The sequence below is a fragment of the Amycolatopsis sp. CA-161197 genome, assembly GCF_050942255.1.
Lineage (GTDB): Bacteria > Actinomycetota > Actinomycetes > Mycobacteriales > Pseudonocardiaceae > Amycolatopsis.
Genome location: NZ_CP192059.1, coordinates 8804441 through 8818799, shown reverse-complemented (window position 1 = coordinate 8818799; position 14359 = coordinate 8804441). Strand labels below are relative to the sequence as shown.

Sequence of the window (14359 nt, the reverse complement as noted above, 5' to 3'; positions counted from 1 at the left end):
CGGATTACTTCTTCACAGAGTGAGCCTGCAACCGGTTAAGAAGCACGTTCAGAATCGTGAAACCCCTTGTCAAGGGCACTTCTGCCGTCGAGGGGGTACCGCTGAACGGGACGCGGAGCGTGACGAACGTCGCTCCGGCCAGGGGTTCCTGTTCGGCCTCGGCGCGGTGCCCGAAGAGAACACGAGGGCCCCCGCTGGTTCGCGGAGGCCCCTCGAGGCGCCAGGTGGATCGGAAGGGTCACGCCAGGGCGGTCGCCAGCGTCGTGTGCGGCAGGCCGTGCGCGGTGGCGACGGGCTCGTTGGTGAGGGCGCCGTCGTGGGTGTTGAGCCCCTTGGCGAGCGACGCGTCGGCGTTCAGGGCCGCGTGCCAGCCGCGATCGGCGAGCTGCACGGCGTACGGCAGCGTCACGTTGGTGAGGCCGTAGGTCGAGGTCCGCGGCACGGCGCCCGGCATGTTGGCGACGCAGTAGAACACCGACTCGTGGACGCGGTAGGTCGGGTCGTCGTGCGTGGTGGGGCGCGAGTCGGCGAAGCAGCCGCCCTGGTCGATGGCGATGTCGACCAGCACGGAGCCCGGCTTCATGCGCGAGACGAGGTCGTTGGAGACCAGCTTCGGGGCCTTCGCGCCGGGCACCAGCACGGCGCCGATCACGAGGTCGGCCTCCAGCACGGCCTCCTCGACCGACAGGCGGTTGGAGGTGACCGTGCGGATACGGCCGCCGAAGTCGTTGTCGATCTGGCGCAGGCGGTCGACGTTGGTGTCCAGGATCTCGACGTCCGAGCCCAGGCCCAGCGCCACGCGGGCGGCGTTGATGCCCGCGACGCCGCCGCCGATCACCACGACCCGCGCCGGGTGCACGCCGGGGATGCCGCCGGGCAGCACGCCGCGGCCGCCACTCGGCTTCATCAGCGAGTAGGCGCCCACCTGCGGCGCCAGCCGGCCGGCGACCTCGGACATCGGCGCGAGCAGGGGCAGGGCGCCGGTGGCCGTCTGCACCGTCTCGTACGCGATCGCCGTGGTGCCCGCCGCCAGCAGGGCGTCGGTCAGGGGTCGGTCGGCCGCGATGTGGAGGTAGGTGAACAGCACCAGGTCCTTGCGCAGGCGGGGGTACTCCTCGGCGATGGGCTCCTTCACCTTGAGCACCAGCTCGCCCTCGGCCCACGTCTCGTCCGCGGTGGCGAGCACCTTCGCGCCCGCGGCCACGTACTCCTCGTCGCTGATCGACGAACCCACCCCGGCGCCGGTCTCGACGAACACGTCGTGACCACGCCCCACCAGCTCGTGCACGCCGGCCGGGGTCAGGGCCACCCGGTACTCGTGCTTCTTGATCTCACGGGGAACGGCGATACGCACGGCGGCCTCCTGGCGGCGGTTCGGTTCGAGGTGCTGCCACTCACGGTGATGCACCCGGACGGCGGTGTCATCATGCGCGCGGAACAGTTCTTTTGCCATTTCATGGTGCCACGAGAACAAATCGCTTGACCTCGACCGCGCTCGAGGTTGTTGGCTGTCGCACCTGGTTCGTCGATTTCGGGGAGGGCGTGGCATGCGTGCGGTGTGGTTGAGGGAGTTCGGCGGACCCGAGGTGCTGGTGGCGGGGGAGGCGCCCGACCCGGTCCCGGGGCCGGGTCAGGTGCTGGTCGAGGTGGCGTTCGTGAACGTGACGTTCGTGGAGACGCAGTTCCGGGCGTCGGGTTTCGGACCGGTCGATGCCGCCCTGCCGATGATCCCCGGCAACGGTGTCGGCGGCGTGATCAGCAAAGTCGGCGACGGCGTCGACCTGGCCCTCGTGGGCCGGCGCGTGGTGACCTCGACCGGCGGCAGCGGCGGCTACGCGCAGCGCGCGGTCGTCGACGCGACCCTGGTCTTCCCGGTGCCCGACGCGCTCTCGCTTGACGCCGCCGTCGCCCTCCTCGCCGACGGCCGGACGGCCACCGGCCTCGTCCACGCCGCCGCCGTCGCGCCGGGCGACCGCGTACTCGTCGAGGCCGCCGCCGGTGGCGTCGGCAGCCTCCTCGTGCAACTGGCCAAGTCGGCCGGCGCACAGGTCGTCGCCGCGGCGGGCAGCGCTGCAAAACTCGCGCGCGCCCGGGAGCTGGGCGCGGACATGACGGTGGACTACACGGCCGCCGACTGGGCTTCGGCAGTCGGATCGCTCGACGTGGTCTTCGACGGCGTGGGCGGCGCGATCGGGACCACCGCTTTCTCCTTGCTGCGCCCCGGCGGCCGCATGGCGGTGTACGGCCTCGCGAGCGGCACGTGGGCGGAAGTGCCCGAAGAGGACGCCCGGTCCCGCGGCGTCACGGTCATCCGCTCCCTGGGCGACGCGGCCGCACTCCGCGCCTTCACGGTGTCCGCCCTCGACGCGGCCTCGGCCGGCCGCCTCACTCCGGTTATCGGCCGACGGTTTCCACTCGCCGCGGCGGCCGACGCCCACGCGGCGATGGAGGCGCGGGGGACTTTTGGCAAGACGTTGCTGGTCGCGTGAAGTCGTTCGACGTCGACGAGTTCCTCGCGCAGCCACTCACCGCGCGCGTCGCCACGGACGGTCCCACCGTCCGCCCTACTTGGTACCTCTGGGAGGACCGGGCATTTTGGATCCTCAGCGGTCCGTGGTCCCGCTTGCCCGGGCAGGTTCGCTCGTCCCCACGGCTCGCGTTGACGGTTGATGTGTGCGATCTCGCGACCGGCTTGGTGCGCCAGGTCGTCGCGAGCGGTCCCGCGGAGGTGGTGGCCTTCGACGTGCCACGCGGCCGGCGGAAGCTGGCGCGGTACTTGGGACCTGACGAGCAGCAGTGGGACCCGCGGTTCCACGCTTACCTGACCGAGGCCGACCGCGGCACGGTTTGGGTGCGGCTGGTGCCGGAAAGGCTTCGTGCGAAAGACCTTTCGTACGTCAGCTCCACCGCAGCCCCATCAGCTGACTGAGCAACACCGGCCGGCCGTCGGCGTGTTCGACGCGAGGGCGTCGGGCCGAATTGCGCGCATTCCGCCAGAGTCCGCGCGACGGCGCCTGCCCTCCACCGTGGGGTCCAACAACTCGCTATGGCCTGGTTATGCGGCTCTGGTTGATCATGTGGGTGTCTGGACCCCGTGATCGCATGACAGCCGTGCTCGCGATGTCCCTCCTGGCCATCAGCGCACTCCGCCACGCCGGCGACACGACCGCCGCCGGACTACGCCACATGACTCGCAATCCCATCCGCGCCCGCACCCTGCTCGGCATCCACCCCGCCCCGACAGACAGCCCCCACCCTCCACGGGGGGCGTCCCTGTTCCAGCCTACCGGCCCATGGCCCCGAAAGACGGCGCCAGCGCAATCTGTGGACAACTCCGCCAAAGACGACCTGCCTGTGGACAAACCAAACCCATCACTCGGTTGTCGCGAGCGGTCCCGTGGAGGTGGTGGCCTTCGACGTCCAGCGGGCGGCGGAAGTCGGTGCGGTACCTGGGGTCTGACGACCAGCGCTGGGCCCCGTGGTTCAGCGCCTACCTGAACGAGACCAAACAAGCCGCCGCGTGGATCCCGGAAACCCTTCGCGGACAGGAACTCGCGTACGTCAGCTCCACCGCAACGCCACCAACTGCATGAGCAACGCCAACCGCACATCCGGATCATCCAGATCAAGCGGCACAAGATCCAGCAACCGCTTCATCCGATACCGCAACGTGTTCGGGTGGATGCGCAGCTCCGCGGCGGCCGCGCGGGGGTCGCCGGGGTGGCGGAGCCATTCGTAGAGGGTGTCGACGTAGCCGGCTTTCGTGGTGTCGTCGTGGGTGCGCAGGAGGCTGAGCGGGCCGAGGTCGGCGACGTGCGCGGTGGCGGAGCCCGTGGCGGCGCGGTGGAGCACCAGGGAAGTCCACGCGTCCTCGTAGGCGACGACGCGGCCGGCCACCAGGCCGGCGCGCAGGAGGCCCAGGGCTTCGTCGGCCTGGGTGCGCGAGGTGGCCAGGGCGGAGACGGCCACGGGCGCGCCGGCGGCGGCGCGGGGGACGCCGCCGCGGCGGGAGGCGGGCTGGAGGGTCAGGGCGTCGCGCAGTTCGGACCAGGCGTTGCCGTCGGGGACGACCGCGTAGAGGAGGCCGCCGAGTTCGGTGGCGACGGGGCGGCGGCCGATGCCCTGGGAGATGCGTTCGAGCAGCGCCAGCCGCAGGCCCTCGGCGTCGCGGCCGTCGCCGCCGGTGACCTCGATCGCGACGACGCGGTGGGGCTCGTCGGAGAGGTCCAGCTCGGCCACGACGCGTCGCTGGCCGGCGTGGCCTTCGAGCACTGCGCGCAGCAACTCGGCCGACGCGCGACGTTGCGCGTCCGTGTGCGCGCGGCGGCGGAGCAGGTGCAGCGCGACAACGGGTGCGGCGTCGGCGAAGGCGGCCGCTCGTTCCTCCGAAACCGGCCCCGCGACGACGGCCCACATCGACCCCAGCAGCTCACCGCCCATGCGGATGGGCACGATCAGCCGCGGCAGCGTGCCGTCGCGCTGGGCGGGCACGAAGATCGTCTGCCGGCCGCGCGACAGCTCGCGGAACACGCCGCGCGAACGGAACCGGGCGAGCACGTCGTCGGGGATCCGGCGGCCCATGATCGTGGCGACGCGCGCGGGGTCGGTGAGGTCCTGGCGCGCGGAGTAGGCGAGCACGCGCGAGTTCGTGTCCTCGATGGTCACGGGCGCGTCGACCACGGACGCCACCGCGTCGGCGAGCCGGAACAGGTCGCCGGAGCCGGGATCGCCGCCGTCTTCGAGGGACTCCGATTCGTCGCCCAGCGCGTCGAGGACCGTGCGCAGCAGCCACACGAGCTGGGCCCACGACGTCGCCGAATGGACCTGGATGAGCGCTATCCCGGCCGTTTTCGCCGCGCGCCGCACGGTGGGCTTGGCCGCCAGCGGCGGTTTCAAGAGGACGGCGGCGGCGCCCTGCGTGGCGCTCACCCGCACCAGCTCGGCCGCGTCGGCCGGATCGGCCGTGGCGACGCCCAGCACGAGGTCGCCCGCCGCGATGCCCGCCGGCACGCCGGGCTCGGCGATCACCACGTCGCCCGCCGCCGGGCAGTCGTCGGGCAGCTGGAGCGCGTGGAGCAACGTCGGCCCCACCCGGTCGACCACGCTGCGCACCGAGACCACGGGATACATCCTCGCCGAGACGCGTCCGGGGCGCTCGGCGCGGGTAGCCTTCGGGCAACCGCCGAACGGAGGAACCGGCTCCGAAAGCAACCGGTTCGCGCTCCGACGGCGTCGCGGAGTCCGTTATGGACGGTCACCCGAACGGCCGCGCCCGGGCACCCTGTCGGGTGATCGACTTGCACGGTAGGTTGACGGAGTACTCCCAGCCCGTGGGAACCCTTGGGTGGGCCGTTCAGGGGAGCTAGCTTCGTCCGAGGAGCCGATCCCTTTGAGCCGCAAGGAGAAACAGATGCCGGAAGACACCTCGGCCTGGTCCTTCGAGACCAAGCAGATCCACGCCGGCGCGGCACCCGACCCCGCGACGGGCGCCCGCGCGACGCCGATCTACCAGACCACGTCGTACGTCTTCCGCGACACCCAACACGGTGCAGACCTGTTCAGCCTGGCCGAGCCCGGCAACATCTACACGCGCATCATGAACCCGACCCAGGACGTGCTGGAGCAGCGCCTGGCCGCGCTCGAAGGCGGCGTCGCGGCGCTCGCGTTCGCCTCCGGCTCCGCGGCCACCACCGCGGCGATCCTGACGCTGGCCGGCGCGGGTGACCACTTCGTGTCCAGCCCGTCGCTCTACGGCGGCACCTACAACCTGTTCCACTACACGCTGCCGAAGCTCGGCATCGAGGTCACGTTCGTCGACGACCAGGACGACCCCGAGCAGTGGCGCGCGGCCGTGCGGCCCAACACGAAGGCGTTCTTCGCCGAGACGCTGGCCAACCCGGGTAGCAACGTGCTCGACATCCGCACCGTCGCCGACGTCGCCCACGAGGCCGGCGTGCCGCTGATCGTCGACAACACCGTGCCCACGCCGTTCCTGCTGCGCCCGATCGAGCACGGCGCCGACATCGTCGTGCACTCGGCCACCAAGTACCTCGGCGGCCACGGCACCACGGTCGCGGGCGTGATCGTGGACGGCGGCACGTTCGACTTCGGCAAGGACCCGGCGCGCTTCCCGGGCTTCTCCGAGCCGGACCCGAGCTACCACGGTCTCAAGTACTGGGAAGCCCTCGGCCCCGGCGCATACGCGGCGAAGGCGCGCGTCCAGATCCTTCGCGACACCGGCGCGGCCATCTCGCCGCTCAACAGCTTCCTGATCCTGCAGGGCATCGAGACGCTTTCGCTGCGGCTCGAGCGCCACGTCGCCAACGCGCAAGCGCTTGCGGAGTGGCTGGAGGAGCGCGACGAGGTCGAGACCGTGTACTACGCCGGCCTCCCGTCGAGCAAGTTCCACGCGGCCGCGCAGAAGTACCTGCCGCGCGGCGCGGGCGCGGTGCTGTCGTTCGACCTGCGCGGCGGCGTCGAGGCCGGGCGCAAGTTTGTGGACGGCACCACGCTGCACAGCCAGCTGGTGAACATCGGCGACGTGCGCAGCCTGATCGTGCACCCGGCGTCGACCACGCACAGCCAACTCAGCCCGGAGGAGCAGCTCGCGAGCGGCGTCACGCCGGGCCTGGTGCGGCTCGCCGTGGGGCTCGAGGGCATCGAGGACCTCAAGGCCGACCTCGAGGCGGGCTTCCGCGCCGCCAAGGCGGAACTGTGACGGATTCCGGTGCGTTTCCCCTGCCCGTCACCGGTGCGTGGCGGGCAGGGGACCCACCCGGCAGGCGGCAGTGGTTCACCGGTCCCGGCGCGCTGTCGCTGGAGGCCGGTGGGTCGCTGCCGTCCTACACCCTCGCGTACGAGACGTGGGGCACGCTCAACTCCGACGGTTCCAACGCGGTCCTCGTCGAGCACGCCCTGACCGGCGACAGCCACATCGCCGGCCCCGCCGAGCCCGGCCACCCCAGCGCGGGCTGGTGGGACGGGCTCGTCGGGCCCGGCAAGGCGCTCGACACGGACTCGCTGTTCGTGGTGGCGCCCAACGTGCTCGGCGGCTGCCAGGGCTCCACGGGCCCGTCGTCCCCCGACCCCGACGGCCGGATTTACGGCAGCCGCTTCCCGTCCGTCACCGTGCGGGACCAGGTGGCCACCGAGGCCGCACTCGCCGACGCGCTCGGCATCGAGCGCTGGGCCGCCGTCGTCGGCGGCTCGATGGGCGGCATGCGGGCCCTCGAATGGGCGGTGACTTTGCCCGATCGGGTGGCGTCCGTCCTGGTTCTGGCTTCGACGGCCCGCGCGTCGGCCGAGCAGATCGCCTGGGCCGCGCCGCAGCTGCACGCCATCCGCTCCGACCCGGGCTGGCACGGAGGCGACTACTACTCCTTGTTGCCCGGTGAAGGCCCCCACCGCGGCCTCGGCGTCGCCCGCCGGATCGCCCACGTGACCTACCGCAGCGAACCCGAACTCGCGCAACGCTTCGGCCGGAAGCCGCAGGGTTCGGAGGACCCGCTGCGCCGCGGCCGCTTCGCCGTGGAGTCCTATTTGGACCACCACGCCGACAAGCTGGTCCGCCGCTTCGACGCCGGTTCCTACGTGGTCCTCACGGAGTCCATGAACACCCACGACGTGGGCCGCGACCGCGGCGGGGTGGCCTCGGCGCTCTCGCGCGTCCGCGCGCGCACCGTGGTCGCCGGCGTGGACAGCGACCGGCTCTACCCGCTGTACCAGTCGGTGGAGATCGCCGAGGGCGTCGGCGGTGAGACGGCGGTGGTTTCGTCGCCGTACGGGCACGATTCGTTCTTGATCGAGACGGGGCAGATCGCGGCTTTGGCGAAGTCCCTGCTGGGTTGACCGGGCGCGCCTGCTTGGTTCACGGCACGGTGGTGTGGTGGACGATGCCTTCACTTCGCGCTTGGAGATCACCTACGGCCCGGCTGGTTCGGCCGATCGGCGTGACCCGGTCGGCTCGTCGGATCCGCTGGGTTCGGCCGGTGCGGGCGGCCAGGTTGGCTCGTCGGATCCGCTGGGTTCGGCCGGTGCGGGCGGCCAGGTTGGCTCGTCGGATCCGCTGGGTTCGGCCGGTGCGGGCGGCCAGGTTGGCTCGGCCGGCCTCGCCGGTGGGCTCGGCGCCGAGCCCGGCCAGCCGATCTCCCTCGACCTGCACCCGATCCTGCGCGACTTCGCCCACTCCACTGCTTCGGCTTCGCACCGCGCTTGGCTGACCGGCCTCACCTGGACCGCCCACCTTCGCGACGCGATGATCGTCGTCACCGCCTCGTCCCCGGACGGCAGTTCCTTCGGCTTCGGAATCCCGGACGGCCCCGCCGCCTCCCGTCTGGCCGCCGCGGCGGACCGCCTGCAGGACTTCGTGGTCGAGCACCTCCGCGTCGGGCTACCCCCGGTTCCCGGCACCGCTCGCCCTGCCCACGCGCTTCTCCACGACGGCGTCGCGCTCTGGGCTGACGACCGCACCGCGTGGACGTGCCCGATCGGCTCTTACGCCTGAACGTTTGCCTGTGACGTCGCACCGGCACACCGGCGCCGGCGCGAGGCTGCACGGGCGTCCGGCCCGCACCGGCACAACGGCACCGGCGCCAGGCCCGCACTGGCGCCCGGCCCGCACCGGCACCGGCGCCAGGCCCGCACTTGCGCCAGGCCCGCACGGGCGTCCGGCCTGCACCGGCACGAGGCCCGCACACGGTCCCCGCCGCGCGCACGAGGAGTGGCACCGCAGCGACGTCCCGACTGCTCGCTACCTTTGCTCACTACTCCAGAGAACTCTCGCCTGCAGAACGCAGATCGCTCCCGGCACAACCCCCGCGCGACGGCATAGCCCACCCTCCCTAAGGGGGCTGCCCAGGATTCATTCTATCGGTCGTCGGCGACAAAACCCTGTGCTCAGGCGGAGTTGTCCACAGCAGGCCAGGTCGGTTCGGGGTTGTCCACAGCACCCGATCGTGGAACCTCGATGGGCCGAGTTCGTCGGCCCCGCGACACGTCGGTGCTCCGGGGAAGGCGCGCGCAGCGAACGAGAACACCCTGAGCGAGCGGCCAAAAGCCGTCGATCAAGGTGAGCGCACGAACGACCAACCCGGCATCCTCCGCGAACCACCGACCTCAGTCGATCAAAGCGAACAAAAAAGAAGAGGCGCCCCACCAAGGGACGCCCCTTCCGAACGAACAGAACAGATCAGCCGATCGCCGATGTCAACGGGTTGTAGTACCCGCCCCGCTGCCCGGCCGCGGTCGGGTGGTACGACTCGTCCACCGGCCAGGTGAGGCTGTGGAGGTAGTCGCTCGCCGAGGAGCAGATGTTGTGGCCCACGAAAGCCGAGCGCACGTCCACGAACTGGGCACCGGCGGCGGCCGCGCGGGAAGCCAGGACCGAGGCCAGCGTGTCGGCGCCGGAGTTGATCGCGGAGCGCTTGGTGTCGCTCAGGCCGACGCTGCAGGAGCCCGGCACGGTGTAGAAGCGCGGGTAGGACAGCACCACGAGCTTCGCGTTGGGCGCCTTGGACTTCACGGCGCGGTAGACGTTGTCGAGCAGGCTCGGCAGGGTGTTCTGCACGTAGGTCTTGGCGGTGTTGACCCGGTCGATGCAGGTCTGGTCGCTGTTGAGGGTGCAGGTGGTGATCACGTCGGTGAAGCCGGCGTCGTTGCCGCCCACCGTGAGGGTGACCAGGCTGGCGCTGGACGGCATCGAGTTGATCTGGTTGAGCACGTCACCGGTCTTCGCGCCCGAGCAGGCGAGGAAGGTGAACGTGGTGCCGGCGTGGGCGTTGGCCCACAGCTGGCCGTAGGCGTTGGCGCTGCGCTTGCAGCTGCCCGAGCTGCCGTAGCTCCCGGCGCCCACCCCGGAGGAGTAGGAGTCGCCGAGTGCGACGTAGCTCTGTGCAGCGTTGGCGGTGCCCACAATGCCCAGAGAGGCGAGAACAGCGACCCCCAGGGCCGCGCACATCCGGAGGAACGATCGTGAGGTGGGACGGGTGGCTTCAGCCATGGGTCACTCCTGGTCGTGACGGCTCGACGAGGAATACGAATACCAGGTGGAATCCCCACACGACACCCCAGAATCCGCAGGTGACTCCACTTGGCCCAAGCACTAAGTAGGGCCGGAAGTTAGCGCTCGCTAACCGCCCGTCCTACTATGACCGAATGCCGGCGAACCCCACCCCACTCGTGAACGGCGAGAAGGCGAACAGGCGTGAACAGATCATGGCCGCCGCCGCCGAGCTGTTCGCCCACCACGGCTTCCACGGTGTCGGGATCGACGACATCGGCGCGGCCGTCGGCATCTCGGGACCGGCGCTCTACCGCCACTTCCGCAGCAAGGACGCCATCCTCGGCGAGATGCTGAACTCGATCAGCCACTACCTGCTCGAAGGCGGCACCGACCGCGCCGAGACGGGCGGTACGCCGCTCGAGCTACTCGAAGCGCTGGTGCGCTTCCACGTCGGCTTCGCGCTCGACCACCCGGCGCTGATCACCGTGCAGGAGCGCAACCTCGCGAACCTCACCGACAGTGACCGCAAGCAGGTGCGCGCGCTCCAGCGGCAGTACGTCGAGGTGTGGGTGCGCGCGATCCGCGACGCGATCCCCGGCCTCGAAGAGCGCGAGGCCCGCTCGGCGGCACACGCCGTGTTCGGCTTGATCAACTCGACGCCGTACAACCGCCATCTCGGTGACGCAGAGCTGTCCGAACTGCTCTGCCGGCTCGCTCTGGGCGCACTTTCCGCGGCGGGCTGATCACCCGGATTCGGGGTATCCCCACGGAAGCCGGTGCTGGTGTTTGATAGGCACGTGACCCCGGACCGGAGCGAGGACGAGCAGCGGCTCGTGGAGAAGGCGCAGCGCGCGCTCGTCGCCATCAGCCTCGGCGAGGACGCCGAGGCGCTCGAAGAGGTCACCCCGTCGTCCGACGAGCCGCAGGCGCGCTCTGAGGAGACCAAGGAGCTCATGCTGCTGCTGTTCGGCGAGTGCAGCGCCATGGTGTCCACGCTCGGTGACGGCGGCACGGCACCCGTGAAGGTCCAGGTCTTCGACGAGGACGGCGAAGAGGTTTCCATCGACCAGGCCGACCCGCCCGTGCGCACCGCCGTGCGCACGCTGCTCGCCGAGGTGCACGGCAACACCGCCGCCGCGCGCGAGCAGGTGGAGATCGCGCTGGCCAGCGCCGCGCCCAACGAGGTCGACAGCCTCGTGCTCCAAGCGCTGCGCTGGACGATCCGGCTGTCGGTCGAATGCCTCGATCGCGATCTCCCTGTCGCCGAGTGGATCTCCGACGCCGTCACCGACTGACCCTGTCTCTCGGACAACCGCCCGCCGCGCTGGCAGGATCACGGCCATGGAACGCGTGCTCGGCATCGGCGGCTACTTCATCCGCGCCTCGGACCCCGCGGCGCTGGGCGCCTGGTACCGCGACTGCCTCGGCCTCGACGCCGACGAAAACGGGGTGTGGCGCCAAGATCCCGGCCCGACGGTCTTCGCGCCCTTCGAGGCCGGCACGGACTACTTCGGCTCGAAGTCGCAGCAGACCATGCTCAACTTCCGCGTCCGCGACCTCGACGCCATGCTCGCCCAGCTTCGCGACAAGGGCGCCGAAGTGGCCGAGGAAACGCAGGAGATGGCCGGCATCGGGCGGTTCGGCTGGGTCACCGACCCGGAGGGCAACCGCATCGAGCTGTGGCAGTCCGCGTGACGACCGGCCGCCCGCGGTGAACCGGGCGATACTCGGAGAATGACGACGCCCGGAAGCGTCGCCGTGGTCGGCCCGGGAGCGATCGGGACGACCATCGCGGCCGCACTGCACCAGGTCGGCCGCACACCCCGGCTGTACGGCCGCACCGCCCGCGACCGGCTCGAGCTGCACGCTCCGGGGGAGCACCTCGTGGTGCCCGGCCCGGTCCAGGTCGAGGTGACGCCGGACGTCACCCCGGTCGATCTCCTTTTCCTGGCCGTCAAAGCGACCCAGGTGGCGGCGGCCGCGCCCTGGCTGGCCGCGCTGTGCCGGGCCGGCACGATCGTCTGCGTGCTCCAGAACGGCGTCGAGCAGGAAGCCGTCGTCGCGGCACACGCGAACCTCGGCCGGGTGCTGCCCAGCGTCGTGTGGTTCCCGGCGCAGACCCGGGCCGACGGGTCGGTGTGGCTGCGCGCCCCCGCCCGCTTGACCGTGCCCGACACCGAGGCGGGCCGCGCGGTGTCCGAGGCGCTGGCCGGGAGCTTGTGCACCGTCGAACCGGTCGCCGAGTTCCGCTCGCTGGCCTGGCGCAAGCTCATGCAGAACGCGCTCGCGGGCCTGATGGCCCTCACCGGCCGGCGCGCCGGCATGTTCGCGCGGGCCGACATCGCCGAGCTCGGGCTTGCGTACCTGCGGGAGTGCCTCGCCGTGGCCCGGGCCGAGGGCGCCGACCTCGATGACGACGTGCCCCGGGAAATCATCGACGCGTTCCGGGCCTACCCGGCGGACATGGGCACGTCGATCCTGGCCGATCGCGAAGCCGGCCGGCCGCTGGAATGGGACGTCCGCAACGGGGTGGTGCTGCGTCGCGGGCGCCACCACGGCATCCCCACACCCGTCAGCGAAATCGTGGTCCCGCTGCTCGCGGCCACCGGAGACGGGCCCGGCTGACGCGAGTGTGAGCCGCGGGACCCTGGGTGGACACTCCGGTTAGCGGTCGCTAACATCCGAAGAGGAGTTAACGACCGCTAACATCTTGGATCACCAACGTCTCGACGGGGAGTCATGGACACGCCGGTACTGAGCAGTTCCGCGGATCCGCGCAGCGACGGGTTCGCCCGCAGCGTCACCTCGCACGGCGAGCTCGTCGAGGACCTGCGCAAGCGCCTTGACACCGCCCGCCTCGGCGGGCCCGAGAAATCCCGGGCCCGGCACGTGGAACGCGGCAAGCTGCTGCCGCGCGACCGCGTCGACACGTTGCTGGACCCGGGTTCGCCGTTCCTGGAGCTCTCGCCGCTCGCGGCCAACGGCCTCTACGACGACGAGGCGCCGAGCGCCGGCATCATCACCGGCGTCGGGCGCGTCTCCGGGCGCGAGTGCGTGATCGTGGCCAACGACGCCACCGTCAAGGGCGGCACCTACTACCCGCTCACGGTCAAGAAGCACCTGCGCGCCCAGGAAGTGGCGCTGCACAACAACCTTCCGTGCATCTACCTCGTCGACTCAGGCGGCGCGTTCCTGCCGCACCAGGACGACGTGTTCCCCGACCGCGAGCACTTCGGGCGCATCTTCTACAACCAGGCCACGATGTCCGCACGCGGTATCCCGCAGATCGCCGCCGTGCTCGGCTCGTGCACCGCGGGTGGCGCGTACGTGCCGGCCATGAGCGACGAAGCGGTGATCGTCCGCAACCAGGGCACGATCTTCCTGGGCGGCCCGCCGCTGGTGAAGGCCGCGACGGGTGAGGTCGTCACGGCCGAGGAGCTGGGCGGCGGCGACGTGCACTCGCGCCAGTCCGGCGTCACCGACCACCTCGCCGACGACGACGCCCACGCGCTGCGCATCGTCCGCGACATCGTCTCCACACTCGGCCCGCGCACGCCGCGGCCGTGGGACGTGCGGCCCGTCGAGGAACCGGCCGTGGACCCGCGAGAGCTCTACGGCGTGGTGCCCACGGACTCGCGCACCCCCTATGACGTGCGCGAGGTGATCGCGCGCGTGGTCGACGGCAGCCGGTTCTCCGAGTTCAAGAAGGAGTACGGCGCCACGCTCGTCACCGGCTTCGCGCACATCCACGGCCACCCGGTGGGCATCATCGCCAACAACGGCGTGCTGTTCGCCGAGTCGGCCATGAAGGGCGCGCACTTCATCGAGCTGTGCGACCGCCGCTCGATTCCCTTGGTGTTCCTGCAGAACATCACCGGGTTCATGGTCGGCAAGGCCTACGAGGCCGGCGGCATCGCGAAGCACGGCGCGAAGATGGTCACCGCCGTCGCGTGCGCGCGGGTGCCGAAGTTCACCGTGATCATCGGCGGCTCGTTCGGCGCCGGCAACTACTCGATGTGCGGGCGGGCGTACTCGCCGCGGTTCCTGTGGATGTGGCCCAACGCGCGGATTTCCGTGATGGGCGGCGAGCAGGCGGCGTCGGTGCTTTCGACGGTCCGCCGCGACGCGATCGAGGCCCGCGGCGGCGAGTGGTCGGCCGAGGACGAGGACGCGTTCAAGGCGCCGATCCGCGAGCAGTACGAGCACCAGGGCAGCCCGTACTACTCCACCGCTCGGCTGTGGGACGACGGCGTGATCGACCCGGCGGACACCCGCACGGTGCTCGGGCTCGCACTGTCGGCCGCCGCCAACGCACCCCTGCCCGAGGTCAACTACGGCGTCTTCCGGATGTGAGTGAGC

Annotated in this window: 13 protein-coding genes; 10 read left to right on the top strand and 3 right to left on the bottom strand. The window is 71.1% G+C overall.

The genetic code is table 11. The features are described from left to right. Positions 1 to 238 precede the first annotated feature (238 nt). Positions 239 to 1354, bottom strand: a complete 1116-nt coding sequence (ald, locus tag ACQPXB_RS41770) for an alanine dehydrogenase (RefSeq protein WP_432847366.1) — start codon at positions 1352 to 1354, stop codon at positions 239 to 241. Positions 1355 to 1547: 193 nt separating this feature from the next. On the opposite strand from ald, the gene ACQPXB_RS41765 reads away from it, so the two are divergent. After that, a complete protein-coding gene (locus ACQPXB_RS41765; protein WP_432847364.1) occupies positions 1548 to 2489 on the top strand; it encodes a zinc-binding dehydrogenase in 942 nt (313 codons plus the stop codon). Next, entirely contained in the window at positions 2486 to 2929 is a 444-nt protein-coding gene (locus ACQPXB_RS41760) for a pyridoxamine 5'-phosphate oxidase family protein (protein WP_432847362.1), read from the top strand. The genes ACQPXB_RS41765 and ACQPXB_RS41760 overlap by 4 nt, the downstream gene beginning before the upstream one ends. A 632-nt stretch (positions 2930 to 3561) precedes the next feature. Here the strand turns inward: ACQPXB_RS41760 and ACQPXB_RS41755 are convergent. Next, positions 3562 to 5121, bottom strand: a complete 1560-nt coding sequence (locus ACQPXB_RS41755) for a PucR family transcriptional regulator (RefSeq protein ID WP_432847360.1) — start codon at positions 5119 to 5121, stop codon at positions 3562 to 3564. A 289-nt stretch (positions 5122 to 5410) separates the two neighbouring features. On the opposite strand from ACQPXB_RS41755, the gene ACQPXB_RS41750 reads away from it, so the two are divergent. The 3 genes from ACQPXB_RS41750 to ACQPXB_RS41740 are packed head-to-tail and all read left to right on the top strand — an operon-like array spanning position 5411 to position 8503. Next, on the top strand, positions 5411 to 6718 hold the full coding sequence (locus tag ACQPXB_RS41750) for a bifunctional o-acetylhomoserine/o-acetylserine sulfhydrylase (RefSeq protein WP_366579639.1): 1308 nt from the start codon (positions 5411 to 5413) through the stop codon (positions 6716 to 6718). After that, positions 6715 to 7848, top strand: a complete 1134-nt coding sequence (gene metX, locus ACQPXB_RS41745) for a homoserine O-acetyltransferase MetX (protein ID WP_432847359.1) — start codon at positions 6715 to 6717, stop codon at positions 7846 to 7848. Before ACQPXB_RS41750 ends, metX begins: the two co-directional genes overlap by 4 nt. Positions 7849 to 7885: 37 nt before the next feature. After that, a complete protein-coding gene (locus ACQPXB_RS41740) occupies positions 7886 to 8503 on the top strand; it encodes a hypothetical protein (RefSeq protein ID WP_432847357.1) in 618 nt (205 codons plus the stop codon). A gap of 684 nt (positions 8504 to 9187) precedes the next feature. Here ACQPXB_RS41740 and ACQPXB_RS41735 read toward each other — a convergent pair. Then, the gene (locus tag ACQPXB_RS41735; RefSeq protein ID WP_366579962.1) at positions 9188 to 9955 is read right to left on the bottom strand and encodes an SGNH/GDSL hydrolase family protein; all 768 of its coding nucleotides are present in this window, start codon (positions 9953 to 9955) and stop codon (positions 9188 to 9190) included. A gap of 197 nt (positions 9956 to 10152) precedes the next feature. Between ACQPXB_RS41735 and ACQPXB_RS41730 the strand changes: the two genes are divergently transcribed. From ACQPXB_RS41730 to ACQPXB_RS41710, 5 genes are all read left to right on the top strand, one after another. Next, positions 10153 to 10743: an SACE_7040 family transcriptional regulator gene (locus ACQPXB_RS41730; protein ID WP_285972690.1), complete on the top strand. Its 591-nt coding sequence runs from the start codon at positions 10153 to 10155 to the stop codon at positions 10741 to 10743. Between the two features lie 54 nt (positions 10744 to 10797). Next, complete coding sequence (locus ACQPXB_RS41725; RefSeq protein WP_285972691.1) at positions 10798 to 11295, top strand: hypothetical protein; 498 nt, start codon at positions 10798 to 10800, stop codon at positions 11293 to 11295. Between the two features lie 46 nt (positions 11296 to 11341). Then, positions 11342 to 11695: a VOC family protein gene (locus ACQPXB_RS41720; protein WP_366579633.1), complete on the top strand. Its 354-nt coding sequence runs from the start codon at positions 11342 to 11344 to the stop codon at positions 11693 to 11695. 39 nt (positions 11696 to 11734) lie between these two features. Next, positions 11735 to 12625 carry an oxidoreductase gene (locus ACQPXB_RS41715; protein WP_432847354.1) on the top strand — a complete coding sequence of 297 codons (891 nt, stop codon included), beginning with the start codon at positions 11735 to 11737 and terminating at the stop codon, positions 12623 to 12625. Between the two features lie 114 nt (positions 12626 to 12739). Further along, on the top strand, positions 12740 to 14353 hold the full coding sequence (locus tag ACQPXB_RS41710) for a carboxyl transferase domain-containing protein (RefSeq protein ID WP_386954833.1): 1614 nt from the start codon (positions 12740 to 12742) through the stop codon (positions 14351 to 14353). Positions 14354 to 14359: the final 6 nt, after the last annotated feature.